7 protein-coding genes are annotated in these 16,522 nt (G+C 45.2%); all 7 read left to right on the forward strand.

All coding sequences use genetic code 11. The annotated features are described in order from the left end of the window. Nucleotides 1–24: 24 nt before the first annotated feature. Nucleotides 25–2,112 (forward strand): DUF5054 domain-containing protein, encoded by a 2,088-nt coding sequence (locus AC1DLI_RS30760; RefSeq protein WP_477608941.1) that lies wholly within the window; start codon nucleotides 25–27, stop codon nucleotides 2,110–2,112. A gap of 25 nt (nucleotides 2,113–2,137) precedes the next feature. Next, nucleotides 2,138–4,327 (forward strand): alpha-galactosidase, encoded by a 2,190-nt coding sequence (locus AC1DLI_RS30765; RefSeq protein ID WP_477608943.1) that lies wholly within the window; start codon nucleotides 2,138–2,140, stop codon nucleotides 4,325–4,327. 167 nt (nucleotides 4,328–4,494) lie between these two features. After that, nucleotides 4,495–5,877, forward strand: coding sequence for a response regulator transcription factor (locus AC1DLI_RS30770; RefSeq protein WP_477608945.1), 1,383 nt, complete (start codon nucleotides 4,495–4,497; stop codon nucleotides 5,875–5,877). After that, a complete protein-coding gene (locus AC1DLI_RS30775) occupies nucleotides 5,874–7,607 on the forward strand; it encodes a sensor histidine kinase (protein ID WP_477608947.1) in 1,734 nt (577 codons plus the stop codon). Before AC1DLI_RS30770 ends, AC1DLI_RS30775 begins: the two co-directional genes overlap by 4 nt. 164 nt (nucleotides 7,608–7,771) lie before the next feature. Next, a complete protein-coding gene (locus tag AC1DLI_RS30780) occupies nucleotides 7,772–9,427 on the forward strand; it encodes an extracellular solute-binding protein (protein WP_477608949.1) in 1,656 nt (551 codons plus the stop codon). A gap of 496 nt (nucleotides 9,428–9,923) precedes the next feature. Then, nucleotides 9,924–15,368 (forward strand): S-layer homology domain-containing protein, encoded by a 5,445-nt coding sequence (locus tag AC1DLI_RS30785; RefSeq protein WP_477608951.1) that lies wholly within the window; start codon nucleotides 9,924–9,926, stop codon nucleotides 15,366–15,368. A gap of 474 nt (nucleotides 15,369–15,842) precedes the next feature. Beyond that, nucleotides 15,843–16,418 (forward strand): RNA polymerase sporulation sigma factor SigK, encoded by a 576-nt coding sequence (gene sigK / locus AC1DLI_RS30790; RefSeq protein ID WP_477608985.1) that lies wholly within the window; start codon nucleotides 15,843–15,845, stop codon nucleotides 16,416–16,418. Nucleotides 16,419–16,522: the final 104 nt, after the last annotated feature.

Genomic DNA, 16,522 nt, shown 5'->3' on the forward strand with positions numbered 1-16,522 from the left:
AATTAAGGAAAGTAGGCCGGATTTATGACTACAGTTAAAAAAGTACATGTTATTTTTAAAACGCATTTGGATATTGGGTTTACCGATCTTGCGGCTAATGTGGTTGACAAGTACATGAATACGTTTATTCCGCAAGCCTTATCATTGTCTGAACGTATGCAAAACGATGACGGACGGTCGAAATTTATTTGGACAGTTGGGTCTTGGCTGATCGACGAATATTTGCAATCTGCGCCTGAGGAGCAGCGGATCCAAATGGAGAATGCGATAAGCAGAGGCGAAATTGCATGGCACGGTCTTCCTTTTACGACCCATACGGAATTGATGGATAAAACACTGCTTGAATATGGCTTGTCGATTTCCAAGAAGTTGGATCAACGTTTCGGGAAAAATACCATTGCCGCGAAAATGACGGATGTTCCAGGACATACGATCGGCATCGTACCTATATTGGCTAGTTACGGAATTCGTTATTTGCATATAGGAGTAAATCCTTCCAGCAAGCCTCCGTGCGTCCCGCAAGCGTTTGTTTGGAGGGCGAGCGATGGATCTGAGCTGATCGTTAACTATGCCGGCGATTATGGTCAAGCTCTGGAAGTGGAGGGACTTGAGGATGTGCTCTATTTTGCCCACACAGGCGATAATAACGGTCCTTCCTCCTTAGAAGATATAGAGTGGCTGTACAGTCGATTGCAAACTGAATACCCGGGTGCGGAAATTGCCGCGTCAACACTGGACGCATTCGCCGAAAAGCTGCTGGAATGTAAGCATGTGCTTCCGGTCGTTTGCGAGGAAATAGGTGATTCGTGGATCCAGGGCACGGCTTCCGATCCGCTCAAAGTGGCTCGCTACCGGGAACTTCTTCGATTAAGGGACAAATGGGTAAGTACGGGTTCTCTAGATCCAAATGGCGAAAGTTACAGCAGGTTTTGCAATCGTCTCATGTTGATCACAGAGCATACTTGGGGATTGGATGAGAAAACATATTTAGCAGATTACGTAAATTACTCTGCAGCGGATTTTTCGGCGGCGAGATCGAAGGATCAATTTAGGGATGAAGCGGTTCAAGGTCCGCATTATGATACGTTTGATCGACTTGGGCGAAAGGAAGAGCGCAGCTACCGGCACTTTGAAAGCTCGTGGGAGGAGCAGCGCGCATATCTGGATCAGGCGGTGTCAGCGTTAAGTTCGGAATTGCAATTCGAAGCAAAGAAAGTGTTAGACAGCCTGAACCCTGTCAGTTCATATCATTCAAATGCCGCTGAAAACATTGAAAAACTTGAAATGAACCGATGCTATACGTTAGGGGAATTTCTAGTTAGCTTCGATTCTGACGGTTCTATTGATCAGCTGGTTGATACCAATGGGAAAGTATGGGCAAATGATGGAAATAGGTTGGCTGCCTACCGCTATGAAACGTTCGGCAAAGAAAACTACGATCGCTATATTAAGGAATATACGGTTGACATGAAAAAGAATTATATTTGGGCGATTCCAGATCACGCCAAGCCCGGAATTGAATATGCAGAGCCTGCTCCGGAACATAAGCAGTACCGTCCGATTCTAAGAAATCTTCAATTGGAAAGGCTAGCGGACGCCGACAAAGTTTGTGCTCAATTGGAGATGCCTACCGATGCTTGCAAGCATTATGGCGCACCTCATCAGCTCGAGATCATATACACATTCCATCATAACGATTTTAATATCGATGTGGAGTTGAACTGGACGGATAAATCGGCATGCCGTTTGCCGGAAGCGAGCTGGTTCTCGTTTGTCCCTTGCGTTGACAGTTCGAACATGTGGACAATGGACAAATTGGGTACACGGATTTCGCCGTTATCGGTAGTAAAGAACGGCAACCGGAATATGCACGCTGTGAATACAGGACTTTATTATGAAGGTGCGGATGGACGTGTCGTGATTGAGACACTGGATGCGCCTGTAGTTTGTCCGGGTGAAAGACGATTGCTGCAATTTGACAATACGTTTGCTCCACTCGCGGGTGGCTTTCATTTTAATCTGCACAATAATTCTTGGGGTACCAACTTCCCGATGTGGTTCGAGGATGACATGAAATTTCGTTTTCGATTACAGTTCAGGTCTAACAAATAATAAAGTAATAGATTAGGAGAATATCATGTCCATTTATTATGATAACAGCAATCGAGTGTTTCATTTACGATCTAATAACTCCAGCTATATTATTCAAATCGTTAAGGGTGAAGTTCCAGCCCATCTCTATTGGGGGCCAAAACTGGGAGCAAACCAATTCCAGCCTTCATTAGATTTAGTTGAAAGATGCTCATTCAATCCAAGTTTTCTGCTAGAGGATAAAGCCTACTCTCTGGATACTCTACCAAACGAATTTCCGTCGTACGGCAATGGTGATTTCCGGGAGCCAGCGCTCGAGGTCCACTTGCAGGATGGTACAACAGTTACTGATTTCCGTTATGAAGGTTATACGCTAAGCAAAGGTAAGCCGCGTTTGCAGGGGCTGCCCTCCACATATGTTGAGAGTGATGATGAAGCAGATACGCTGGAAATGGTTCTGCGAGATGCAAAAAGTGGACTAAAGGCGACTCTTGTGTACACCGTATTAAACCATCTTGACGCAATCACACGTTCCGTACGTATCGAGAACTTAGGACAGGACAAGATAATACTGAACCGAGTATTAAGCGCTAATGTTGATTTCCATCATTCCAACTTTGATATGTTGCAATTGTCCGGTACATGGACGAGAGAACGCCATGTACACAAGAGACCGCTTGTACCTGGGATTCATCGGATTGACAGTAAACGCGGCTCCAGCAGTCATCAGCAAAATCCGTTTATTGCCTTGCTGGCTAAAGATGCGACGGAGAATCATGGTGAAGTGTACGGGTTCAGTCTTGTATACAGTGGTAGTTTTCTAGCGCAGGCGGAAGTGGATCAATATGGGATGACCAGAGTTGGCATGGGTATTCAGCCATTTAATTTTCAGTGGTTGTTAGAACCTGGAGATACATTTCAGGCTCCTGAAGCCGTACTTGTACGGTCAGCTGAAGGATTAGGTGGAATGTCACGAACCTATCACAAGCTATATCAAACCCGTTTATGTAGAGGTAACTTCCGTGATCAGCAAAGACCGATTCTCATTAATAACTGGGAAGCGACTTACTTTAATTTCGACGCAGATAGAATAAATGAAATTGCTCATGCAGGCAAAGAGCTTGGTTTGGAGTTGTTTGTCCTGGATGATGGCTGGTTTGGGAAGCGTGACAATGACGACAGCTCATTGGGAGATTGGGTTGAGGATCGGCGCAAGCTTCCAGAAGGACTCGGTAAGCTGGGAGAAGATATTACGGCAATGGGGATGCAATTTGGCCTATGGTTCGAGCCGGAAATGGTATCTCCAAACAGTAATCTGTACCGCGAGCATCCGGACTGGTGTTTGCATGTGCCAGGACATACACGAACATTAGCTAGGAATCAGTTGATTCTCGATTTATCGCGCCAGGATGTACAGGATTATATTGTGGATTCGCTCAGTTCAGTTCTGTCATCGGCGCCAATCACTTATGTAAAATGGGATATGAACCGGAATATGACGGAGGTAGGTTCCGCCCAGCTCCCTCCAGAACGTCAACGCGAAACAGGGCACCGTTACATCCTTGGACTTTATGAGGTGATGGAGCGAATCGTCTCCAGTTTCCCACATATTTTATTCGAGAGTTGTTCCGGCGGTGGCGGACGATTTGACCCAGGAATGCTGTACTATATGCCTCAGACCTGGACTAGCGACGACACCGATGCGGTTGAAAGATTGAAGATTCAATATGGAACAAGTATGGTGTATCCTGCAAGTTCCATGGGAGCCCATGTTTCAGCCATTCCAAATCACCAGGTACATCGCAATACACCTTTGGAAACACGCGGCCATGTCGCAATGTCGGGGAATTTTGGATACGAGCTGGATCTGACCAAGTTAAATGAATCGGAGTGCGAAGACATCCGGCAGCAGGTTGCTCAGTATAAAGAACTCCGAAAGCTAATCCAGTATGGAGATTTCTATCGTCTTCTTAGTCCTTTTGAGGGGAATGAGACAGCGTGGATGTTTGTATCGGAGGATAGAAAAGAAGCCTTTGCTGCTTACTTTAAGGTCCTTGCCGAGCCGAATGCACCACTATGTAGATTACGTCTGACAGGACTCGATCCGAATAAGTCGTATCGTTTGCAGCATAACGGCAAGGTGTACAGAGGAGATGAATTGATGTACTTCGGACTCTCTATTCCACATTTAGAGGGGGATTTCAGAAGTCTCCTCTTTATCTTACAAGAGATTTGATAAAAAAAGGGGCAAACTAAAACTGAACAGTAACCCGAAAGGTAGACACTCTGTGAAAAGAGTGGTAGTCCTTCGGGTTTTTGTGTTTTAATGAAATCAACTTTATATAAGGTCTGAACTAGCACCTTACTTACAGCGAAATTACGTTAGGATCGAGGCGATACAAAATGATAAATACATTGATTGTGGATGACGAGAAGCTGGTTCGCAAGGGCCTTATTTCCACGATGCCATGGGGTAAATATGACATCCGAATTGTCGGCGAAGCGGGGAACGGTCGAGCGGCACTCGATTTCATGCAACAACACAAGGTCGACCTACTGTTCGTTGATTTGACGATGCCAACAATGAGCGGTTTCGAACTGATGAAGGCGGTTCGGGCTCAGCATCCGAATACCTGGATCGTCGTGCTGACATGTCATCAGGATTTCGAATACATTCAAGAAGCGATGCGTGCCGGAGCAATTGACTACATCGTCAAAACGCAGTTGGAAAAAGAAAGCATGGATAACATGCTGGCGCGAATCGTACAGAGAATCCAGTTTGACGAAACGAATAAAGTGGCGGGAACGGGTATTTCCAAGCCGAAGATGGAAGACAGACCTATTTATCTATTGGTGCTCATGTCTACAACCAAGCAACTAGATCCAGTTTCCGATTTGATGAAAGCTGGCATTTTTTCCGTAACACCGTTCGGCGGTCAAATTTGGTCCATTGCTTGCACGGATGACGAAATAGAATCGTCCTTACGTCGATATGCAGCTCAATCGAACGATTACATCCTTATAAAAGCTTATGGAAAGCCGGAATTATCCGTCGTAAGCATTCGGACTTATTTGTTTTACGAATACGAACCGAATCGGAAAGTATACGAGCTGACGATGATGCTGGCAAAATCGATGGACAAACCTATTCTCGATGAGCCAAAACTGCTTGATGAAGTGTGGTTCTCTTTCCGCTGGCTTTATGATGAGGAGCAATGGCAGCGTCTGATCGCCTTGATCGAGCAATCGAAACCTGACAGCCGATATTTGTCGGAATTACTCCGTATATCCGTGCGCCTTTGGCGCGAAATGTTCCGAAGCGGCGAGTTGGATGCATACGATTCCATCCTTGAATCGTTGGTAAGCTGGAACGTGTTTAAGCAAATCCTTATTGAGATTCGATGTGCGATACAGCAGAGAATGAAAGGCTTCGTTTACTCTGACGAAATCATCGTCACCGTTTTGAAAGCACTTTATTATATGCTGCAATTGGACGATTTGCGTGTCAATCGCGACATGGTAGCAGCAACATTCAACATAAGCAGCGGCTATTTCAGCGAATGCTTCAAAACGATTATCGGCAGATCGTTCGGTGAATACATGAAGGAACTGCAGATCGAGAAGGCGAAAGGGCTGCTTGTCGAAACAAAGTACCCGATTTACCGAATTGCGGAACGAACCGGCTATAAGGATGAAAAGTATTTCAGCAAAATATTCCGTGAACGGGCAGGGATGAATCCAGCGGAATACCGTAAAGCGAACGAAGGGAGCATCGAGATAAAATGAAGATCGACTGGTCTTCCCTGAAAACGCGATTGGTTGCAACGCTCCTAATGAGTACTATTATTCCACTCCTCTCACTAGGGGTGGTTTCTTATTTGGCTTTGCAAACGATTTTTCACGAAAAAATTGAAAGCGGAATTAAAAACACGCTGTCCCAATCGAGAGTGGGTCTTGAAAATACGCTTAGCAATATGGAGTATGCCTCTCTGCAGCTTTCGCAAGAAGGATCTGTCGGACAATCGTTATCCAATCTGCTTTCGTCTCAAAGTATTTTCGAGCAGCTGCAGCTGACGACGGAGATTCAGAAAAATATGAATCTCGTTAATTCCACGAATCCATATTTGGGGGTTATGCTCTATTTTTTTTCGGGCGATGAGAAAGTGAAGTTCGAAAACCGGGAAATCAGGGACGATTTCTCCATTGAATCGCTTCCTTTACTGTCCAGCGTTAAGGGCGAATCGTTCTTCGGTCCGCACGAAACAGCGTACAAGCACAGTCAGAATGCCGTTTTCTCGTTGGCAAGACCGGTAAATGTCCCTGGAATAGAAGAGCAAACGATTTACGTGTATCTAGAAACCAATCTCCTTTTTTTTGAGAAAATTCTCAAAAAGGATCAATATGGGATGAACGCCTCGCATATTTTGTTGAATCAGAGCGGTAAAATTGCCTACAGTGACAATAAGCTTCAATTTCCTTCAGGCACCGATTTTTCTTTTATTAAAAACTCGGCTGTTAATGTAGCAGAAGAAAAAGGTTTTTATTTTTTCAAGGAAGTTAGCGACCAAGGGTGGAGTGTCATCGTTGCGATCGATAAACGAGATTTTGAGAAGGAATTCCGTACCTGGCTATTGCGATACGGAGGCATCAGCCTCGTATGTCTTGCTTTAAGCATTGCGCTCGCGTTATTGGTATGGCGGACCGTATACCGGCCGATCCGAAGCATTTTGAGAGAGATTCGTTCCCTGAGAGGCAGCAAATTCGATTCCAAGCTCAATAAGACGAACGTGCGCGAATTCGACAGCGTGCTATTCGAGTTCGATCTCATGAGAACTAGAATGGGGGAATTGTTTGCAGAAATCGAACGCAATGAGCGGATGAAAGCGCAATTGGAAGTGGAAAAGCTTCTCCATCAAATCAATCCTCACTTTATCCATAATACGTTAAATACAATTCAATGGATCGCGCGCATGAACGGGCAGGATGATATCGACCGTCTCGTTTCCATTTTCACACGTGTTCTGCACTATAACTTAGGCAAAGAAGGATCCGTCGTCAAGCTGCGCGATGAACTCGAAGCCTTGAAAGACTACATGGCGCTTCAGCGCATTCGTTATGATTACCAGTTTAATGTTCGTTACGATGTGGACGAGACATTGCTGGACCAGACGATTCCGCGTTTCATCCTTCAGCCGATCGTCGAAAACGCTTTGTATCATGGGCTTGGAGATGAAGAAGGGGTGATCGAAGTGGGCATCGCAGCTAATGACGGTTATATGAATATTGAGGTAAAAGATAACGGGGCCGGTATGACGGAGGAAGAAGTTTCCCGCTTATTTTCATACGAAAACGAAAGGGGAAAATCAGGTCTCGGCATCGGACTAAGTTACGTATTGCGGATTATCAACGTCCATTACGCAGATAACGGCCGGTTTCAGGTTGAAAGCCGCATTGGGCATGGTACGACGATGACGATGAATATTCCGTTGACGCAGCGGAAAGGTACGCTAGAGTAGGAATTCAGTCGGAGGAGGTATGAAAGTGGTCGGCGATCACACAAACATAAGAAACGGAGGATCAAATTCTACCTGCTATCGACTGTTTTCGCTCCTGTCTAGGACAAGAAGCATAGTACAATCGCTTTGTAAGGTAAATATACGATCTAAGGGGGAAATACAGAATGAAGCTCAAGACAACCGCAGCAGTACTCATGTCACTTACAATCCTTATGACGGCTTGTACTACGGGTAACAATGAAGTGACGCCAAGCACCGAGCCGAGCCAAACGAATGAAACGCAAGGAGCCGCCACAAATGATCCATTTGGTAAGTATAGTCAGCCGATTATGCTAAGCATCGGGAAAGGCATCAGCGCGAAAGGCACTAATCTGCCCAATGGGGACACGGTCGAAAACAACGAGTACTTCCGATATATCGAGAAAAAATTGAATGTCAAAGTTAAGTTTGCTTGGCAGACGGAAACGGATGAAGCCTACCAGCAAAAACTTTCTGTATCCATCGCGAGCAGAGATATTCCGGATGCGTTCCTCGTGAATGAAAAGCAGCTGAAGCAATTAACGGAAGCCGATCTGATTGCAGACCTGACTGACGTTTATGAGAAGCTGGCAAGCCCGCTTATTAAAGGTTATTACGATTCCTATGAGGATCGTGTTTTGAAGAGAGGCACTATAAATGGCAAACTGATGGGTCTTCCAAGTACGAAAATCAGCGGACAGCATAGCTTAACCTGGATCAGGCAGGATTGGCTCGAGAAAGTCGGGATGGAAACGCCGAAGACACTCGATGATCTGGTTGCTGTAGCGAAAGCGTTTGTCGAGAAAGATCCGGATGGCAACGGTCAAAAGGATACGGTCGGCTTAACGTCAATTCCGGATTTGTCCACGTATGAAGGGAAGAGTAACTTCAGTCCGATACTCGGATCGCTTCATGCTTATAAAGGCCAGTGGATGAAAGACAAGTCGGGCAACGTCTCCTACAGCTCCATCTTGCCGGAAATGAAAACGGCGTTAGCCAAGCTTCACGACTTGTATGCTGCGGGTATCATCGACAAGCAATTTGCCATACGCAAAGATGTGAACGAGCTTGGTGCGGCAGGGAAGTTAGGCATCGTACTCGAACCATGGTGGAGTCCTTATGGCAGTCCGTTAACCGATTCCGTCAAGAACGATCCGAAAGCGGAGTGGAAGGCCTATTCCGTTCCTGTTGATTCAGACGGGAAATTCAATACGTATGATACGGATCCGGCCGGCTCGTACTTAGTTGTCAGGAAGGGGTACGAACATCCCGATGCGGTTATGAAAATATTGAATGTACAGACTCAAGCCGGACGTCAGCTTGATCCGGATGCGGTAGACATTTATAAGGGGCTGAACGTCGGCTGGTGGGTATGGCCGTTTGCCCTCAACCTCGATACGGAAGATGCCGTATTCAGAACTCATTCCGAATTGAAGAGCGCATGGGAAGCAAAAGATCCGTCCAAACTTAACACGGAATTAACAAATTGGTATAACGCCGTGAAGAAAAATGATGAGAATCCGAAAAAGGATTTAGCTGCATGGTCCGAAGTGATGGCTAGAATGGAGGGCGCGGCTCAAACCGATCCAGCCAATTTCGTTGTCACGCGCAACGTCTTCTYCGGACAGACGAAAACGATGGAATTGAAATGGGCCATCTTACTGAAATTGGAAAATGAAACATTTTTGAAAATCGTAATGGGTGAAGAGCCTGTCGACAAGTTTGATTCGTTCGTTGCGGAATGGAAACGGCTTGGCGGCGATCAAATCACCAAAGAAGTGGAAGCGGCGATCAAAAAATAGTAAGGATAGGAAAGAAGAGAAAGGCGCAAAGTTGTTGAATTTGCGCCTTTCCTGCTTCTTGCGAAGGTGAGCGGGAATAAGGAAAAAAAACGTTATTACCGCATCATCTCATGATTCTTCCCGACGTCTTGCTGTTGTGCGTGTTCAGCATGATTCCGATGTTCGGAATCATCATGGTGTTTCAGCGGTTTGTAGCAAATTAAAAAAATGATCCTTCATTAAAAATGCCAACAAATCGATACATTTCTTGTATCGAAGTAATCAAGAATTAACCAAGTAATAACATGTAAGCGTTTTAATAGAACTAATTTTTATGGGGATCAGACGTGGGATACACATAACTTCATACGCTCTTCCTATGAGAAGGGAAATGCATTCAGCTTGATTGAGCGAATGATCCAACACGTCTGAACAACTGTGCTGCCACTAAATCATAAGACAAAACTCAAAAGGCTTTAGGAGATCCAAATCGTAGGTAAAAGAAGGGAGAATTAACATGAAAAAAAAAGGAAAAAAATTATTAAGTTTGGTCCTGGTACTAGTGATGTTTACAATTGTTACCATTGTTTCTCCACCGAATTCTATTTCTGCGGCTGAGCAAGATCCAGGAAATCAACTTAATGTATATCCTATTCCGGCGCAAGGGACTGCACCAAGCTATTCAGCTTTTACAGCAGAGGTAAAAACTCCAGGGGGAACTTATCAGGAATTATTTACACATTTGGCAAGAATGTTTAATGGTGATTCGGGTGATCCAGGTAATAGCAATATGCCTACAGGTTTTGTAATGTTTGACTTTGCAGGTACAGTGGAAATGAAGGTTACGTATCATGGCGATGGTCCATTAACATCAGCAAAGGTTTGGCCTCAGGCATACGGAATAGAGCCGACAATTGTTGGAAATGTGATCACGTTTTCAGTGACCGGAGATAAAAACATCGTACTTGAGGTAAATGATAATATCTATAATGCGCTGCATATATTTGCAAATCCTATCGACACGAACATTCCGTCAAAGGGTGATGCGAACGTCATGTACTTTGGCCCTGGAGTTCATGAGTATTCGGACAATCCGGCAAGTCCAAATTATGGAATAATAAAGAGGCAGAAAATACGCGCTCACACAAACGGCAGCTACATGGCTGAGATGGATTATATAGATGTACCGAGTGGAACAACAGTCTATTTAGCGCCAGGTGCAATAGTCAAGGCACAGATTAGAACCAATCCGTATTTGAATGAGCCTAATTGGGATAAGAGTCCTATTAAAAAGGATATTACCATTAGAGGACGAGGCATACTTGAGATGTCTAAGTGGAGCGGTGATTTTACGGATGCTGCTAGAGCTAAGAACCCCGAAATGCCGGGTATTGTCGCATTCTATTCGGAAAATGTCAAAATTGAGGGATTAGTTGTCGTCAATCCTGAAAGGCAGTCCGTCAATGTAATCGGCAGTTCAAATGTAGAAATAGACAATATTAAAGGCTTCACCAGTATGCATGAAGGTGACGGTATTGTGCTTGTAATGGACAATAAGAATGTGGCAGTGAAGAATAGTTTTGTTAGAACTTCTGACGATGCTCTTGTGACTGGCGCTAATAGTAGTAACATCTTATGGGAGAATAACGTGGTTGCTAGCATGAGAGTGCATAGTCTTATGGTTAACGCTGGTAATCTTACAGGCTATACAGCTAAAAATATCTACATTATTAACTCTAATGCATATCCTGGCATAAGAGGTACTATTGGAGTTTATTCCGCTAACGGCTTAACAGATAATGTGCTCTTCGAGAATATTGAAATAGAACGTACCAGATACGGGAGTATGTTGGAAGTATATCCCTATCAAATCTGGAATCATGCAACTGGAAGTATAAGTAATATTACGTTCAAGAATATTAATTATGCCTCCAATCCATATGATTTCGGGTCGCAGGTAGGCGGGGTAAGTGCGACTGAATTTGTGAAAAATGTACATTTTGAAAATGTAAAAGTTGACGGGAAGCTTGTTACAGATAGCGCAATTGGAAACTTGTCTATAGGTAGTTATGTTGAAAACGTTACATTTAATGGAGTACCATACACGGGAGACCTTACGCTGCCGACGAGTATTGTCCCTGCGCACTCCGACAGTAAGTATTATCAAATCTATAATCGCAAGCAGACAGGTAAAAGCCTTTTTGATGATTCAGGAACAGTAAATTATGGAGATGGAACGGGTTATAAATATCAATGGGCTCTAGAAAATAGTGATGGATTTATCCGTTTCAGAAACCGGTTAACCGGCAACTATATGAATATTGAGGCTAATAACGGTCGAATTCAGACTGGACCAGCTACAGGATGGAGTGCGGATTGGATGCCAGTCGGCTCTGAAAATGGATTTTTCCAGCTCAGAAACCGCAAGCATGCCTTGCAGCATATACACACACAGAACGAATATGTACAATCTGGTATGGTAGGTGGAGGTGATTGGACGAGCGATCAATGGGAATTTGTGGAACAAAATAATTATGAGGCCGAGGATGCCTCACTCTCGGGCGGTGCAGTGGTAGTTAATGACCATCTGAACTATTCCGGGATCGGTTTTGCGGCCGGATACGGGTCTATCGGTGCAACGACTACCTTTACAGTAAATGCTGCGTCAGCCGGAATTTATAATCTGGATCTTAGGTATGCCAATGCTACGGGCGAAACAAAGACAATCAGCCTGTATGTGAACGGTATCAAGTTAAGGCAGATTAGCCTGCCGAGCTTGGCAAATTGGGATACATGGGGCGACAAGGTTGAGAAGGTAAACCTGAATGCAGGGGACAATACCATAACATACAAGTATGAATCGGGCGACAGCGGAAATGTTAGTCTCGATTATATTACAGTAACGGCATATAACAAGTATGAGGCTGAGGATGCTTCACTATCGGGCGGTGCAGTGGTAGTTAACGACCATCTGAAGTATTCCGGGACCGGTTTTGTGGACGGATACGGGGAAACTGGTGCAACGACTACCTTTACAGTAAATAATTCATCAGAGTTAACGCGTAGTTATAATCTGGATCTCAGGTATGCCAATGCTACGGGCGCAACAAAGAAAGTCAGCCTGTATGTGAACGGCATCAAGTTAAGGCAGATTAGCCTGCCGAGCTTGGCAAATTGGGCTACATGGGGCGACAAGGTTGAGACTGTAACGCTAAAATCCGGACTTAATACGATATCTTATAAATACGATGATGGAGATAGCGGAAACGTAAACCTTGACTACATTATACTGCACTCGACATCAAGCAATAGCGTAACTGTTAAGCCTGCCGAACTAGAAGCCTACTGGAGGTTTAATGAAGGCTCCGGTACAACAGCTGGCGATTCTTCAGGCAAGGGCAACACCGTAACTCTGGTTAACAACCCAACTTGGACCAATTCGGGCAAGTTCGGCGGAGCGCTTGCTTTCAACGGCGGCTCAAGGGCTGAGATCAACCCTTCGGCAACTTTGAATCAAACGGGTGACGAGACCGTTTCGTTCTGGTTCAAGACTTCTCAGCCTTCAAACGGCTACTATAGCGTTATCCGTCAAGATAGTCGTTTCACGGCCTTACAGTTGTCAGGCGGGGGTAAAGCTCAAGTGGCCTATTGGCCCAATGGTTCATCTAGTAATAAATCGCTGGTGTTTCCATGGACCTACAGTGATAACAACTGGCATCATTATGTGGCTTCCTACGGTCAAGCAATTGGGCTGAAGATCTATGTCGATGGTAACTTAGTGGCAAGCGATGCAACGAATCTCGGGCCACTTCCGAACACAACGAATAAAATCATTCTGGGAGCCGCTCCATGGGGAGAAGCATACAATGGACTGCTGGACGACGTTCGCGTATTTAACTATATGTTGACTCAGGATCAAGTAACGCAATTGCTGAATGCTGAGGAAGGACTGACGCTTACGAGCATAACAACTCCTGCAGAAATCACAGGGGTGGTGAGCGGTACGGAGAAGACAGCAGAAGCCCTTGGATTACCTGCAACGACAGAGCTCGTTACCGATACGGGAAGCATGAACGCTAATGTGACATGGGATGTTGACGGTTCAAGCTATGATCCGGCTGTACGAACGCAGCAAATATTCACCGTAAATGGAACTGTAACTCTGCCTGTAGACGTGCTAAATCCGAACAACGTAGCATTGACAACAAGTATCAGTGTGACTGTGCTGCCGGCAACAACTATAGTAGCAGCTGATGGAGTTTCTCTGAATAAAACGGCCGCTTCGCTAAGTGTAGGTGCTACCGATCATTTGGTGGCAACCGTAACGCCGACTAATGCAAGCAATAAGAAAGTAACTTTCACGGTAGACAATGACAACGTGGTTGAATTGTCCAATGTGATCTTCAACGCTGACGGAAAGACTAGCGCAGCAGTGAAGGCGCTGTCCGCGGGTACAGCCAAGATTACGGTAGAAACCGAAGACGGACAATACAAAGACTACTACAATGTTACGGTTAACGACGTTCAAGTGCCTGCAGAGGGTGTTTCTCTCAATAAGTCCTCCTCGACCCTGATCGTCGGAGCTGCGGATGACTTGATCGCAACGGTCAGTCCGGCTGATGCAACCGATAAAACCGTAACTTTTGAAGTAGAAGGAAATGCGGTCACATTGTCTACCCCAGTATTCGACGAGGTAAGCGGAACGACAAGCGTAAAGGTAAGCGCTGTGTCGCCAGGCCATTCGAAAGTAACGGCGACTACGGCAGGCGGCAACAAGGCCGTGTATGAAGCGACGGTTGTTGCTGTACCAGTCTCGGTAACGGGCGTTACTCTGAATAAAGTGTCTGAAGTGTTGGACATAGGCGCTGAGCATACCTTGACTGCAACGGTCAATCCGGCTGATGCAGCCAATAAAAACGTGACCTTTACGGTAGAAGGAAATGCAGTGACGGTTACAGATGCGGTGTACGATGCAGCGTCTGGCACAACAAGCGTTACCGTGAAGACCGTATCTGCTGGAAGGACGAAGATTACGGCTACGACAGCAGACGGCGGTCACCAAGCGGTGTATAACGTTACTGTAAACGCCGGAAATACCGGAAATCCAGGGAATGTGGCCGTGCTCACGGGAATCAGCCTCGATTCTGCGTCATATGCGCTGGAAGTAGGCAAAACTCAGGCTATTCAGGTCACGGCAACCTATAGCGACGGAACCAAGAAGAGCGTGACCGATAAAGCGTCGTATGCCTCTTCGGATGCATCAGTGATTGCGGTAAGCGCGAACGGGTTCGTGAAAGCGCTCGGTAAGGGAAGTGCGACCGTAACGGTAAGTTATCAAGGTAAAACTGCGGTTGTCGAAGTTACGGCAAAACAAAAAGAATCCGATGGCTTCTTTACGGATACCAGCAGACACAAATGGGCTGAGGCAGCCATCGAAGCATTGGCCAAACAAGGTATCATAAAAGGTACCTCAGCAACTACTTTTGAGCCTAGTAAAAAGATAACAAGGGCTGATTTCGTGACGCTGCTAGTAAGAGCGCTTGGCTTAAAAGTGGAAATCAGCGGCAACTTCCAGGATGTCGATCAAGACGATTACTACTATGAAGCGCTCGGCATTGTGAAGGAGCTGGGAATCGCAAAGGGAACCGAGGAAGGGATATTCAATCCAAGAGGGGAAATTTCCAGGCAGGATATGATGGTGCTTGTAGCAAGAGCACTGCAGGCTGTCGATAAATGGGAACCTAATGGATCGGCTTCCGATTTGAACAGCTTTACCGATGCATCTGAAATTTCAGCGTATGCGACAGATGCTGTGGCGGCACTAGTCAATGCTGGTATTATTTCAGGCAGAGGAGAAGGTTTGATTAGCCCGAATGCTACTACGACAAGGGCAGAAGTGGCAGTCATCGTGTACCGAGTGATTAACAAATATTCCGGTTCCGCTGATCCGGAAAAACCTTAACGATCTAAGGGGGCATGGCCATGTGCTGTGCCACTGAAAAAGTCCGAAATTTATAAACAGGATACTCATCCTCATTTTTTGAGGAAGGGTATCCTGTTTTCCTGTTTCCAATTAGATAATGTTCGTCGCTCCACACTAGCACTTTCTTACTATTTGGTGACTGCCAGTAGAATGGTGTTTGTTTCTTAAATAAAGGATGATAGCCATGATGGGGATGGATGCAGGACATCAAATGCTCGATTCCATGGTCTGCGAGCGGATCAGCATACCCCCAGCTATAGCCGTTATTATCAGCATTCATGTCGTATTTCATAGATAGATTAAAGCTTTGCATCGACTCTACGCTACGGGCAAACGTATAATGAAGAACTCTTTCATCCACCAGATCCGTAAGGTTTAAATAATTCCCAGTTAGTCCGATCTCGCCTGATTGAATATATTAGATAAAATCATTGACCTCTTCTGTTGAATCGTATCCTAAAACTTCTTTCCAAAAGCTATCACAATTCCAGTACGACTTTTACATCAGGTTGTGTCCACAACGTCAAAAAATTCGACAATACAGGTGAAGATCTCGAGGATTTGATCTCGATCGGAACGATCGGATTAATCAAAGCAATCGAGAGCTTCCAAACTGGTAAAGGCACGAAGCTCGCGACGTTCGCTGCTCGTTGTATTGAGAATGAAATACTTATGCATCTGCGGTCTTTGAAGAAGACGCGGAAAGACGTTTCTTTGCATGATCCGATCGGCACGGATAAGGAAGGAAATGAAATTACATTGATCGATATCCTCGGTACTGAGGCTGATGATATCGTGGATAAGGTTCAGTTGAAGATTGAAAAATCGAAAATTTATAAGAATCTGGATATACTCGATGATCGGGAGAAGGAAGTCGTGATTGGGCGCTTCGGGCTGGAACATGGCGGGGATGAGCGGACGCAGCGGGAGATTGCAAAGGAGCTTGGGATATCGCGGAGTTATGTGTCGCGGATAGAGAAAAGAGCGCTCATGAAGCTTTATCATGAGTTTTATAAGGCGAAGARATGACGGGTCATTATTAATATTGTTCGAATAAGTTCTTTTGTAGATTCAATGGCCATGTCTTCATGACGTGGCTTTTTTTATTCCTGTGATTTTTTCAAATCTGTTGG

This window comes from Paenibacillus sp. 01T443 (assembly GCF_056398325.1).

Excerpts from the sequence above, each read along its gene's own strand:
- AC1DLI_RS30770 (WP_477608945.1), top strand. The coding sequence starts at position 4,495 with ATGATAAATACATTGATTGTGGATGACGAGAAGCTGGTTCGCAAGGGC.
- AC1DLI_RS30765 (WP_477608943.1), top strand. The coding sequence starts at position 2,138 with ATGTCCATTTATTATGATAACAGCAATCGAGTGTTTCATTTACGATCT.
- AC1DLI_RS30785 (WP_477608951.1), top strand. The coding sequence starts at position 9,924 with ATGAAAAAAAAAGGAAAAAAATTATTAAGTTTGGTCCTGGTACTAGTG.
- AC1DLI_RS30775 (WP_477608947.1), top strand. The coding sequence starts at position 5,874 with ATGAAGATCGACTGGTCTTCCCTGAAAACGCGATTGGTTGCAACGCTC.
- AC1DLI_RS30760 (WP_477608941.1), top strand. The coding sequence starts at position 25 with ATGACTACAGTTAAAAAAGTACATGTTATTTTTAAAACGCATTTGGAT.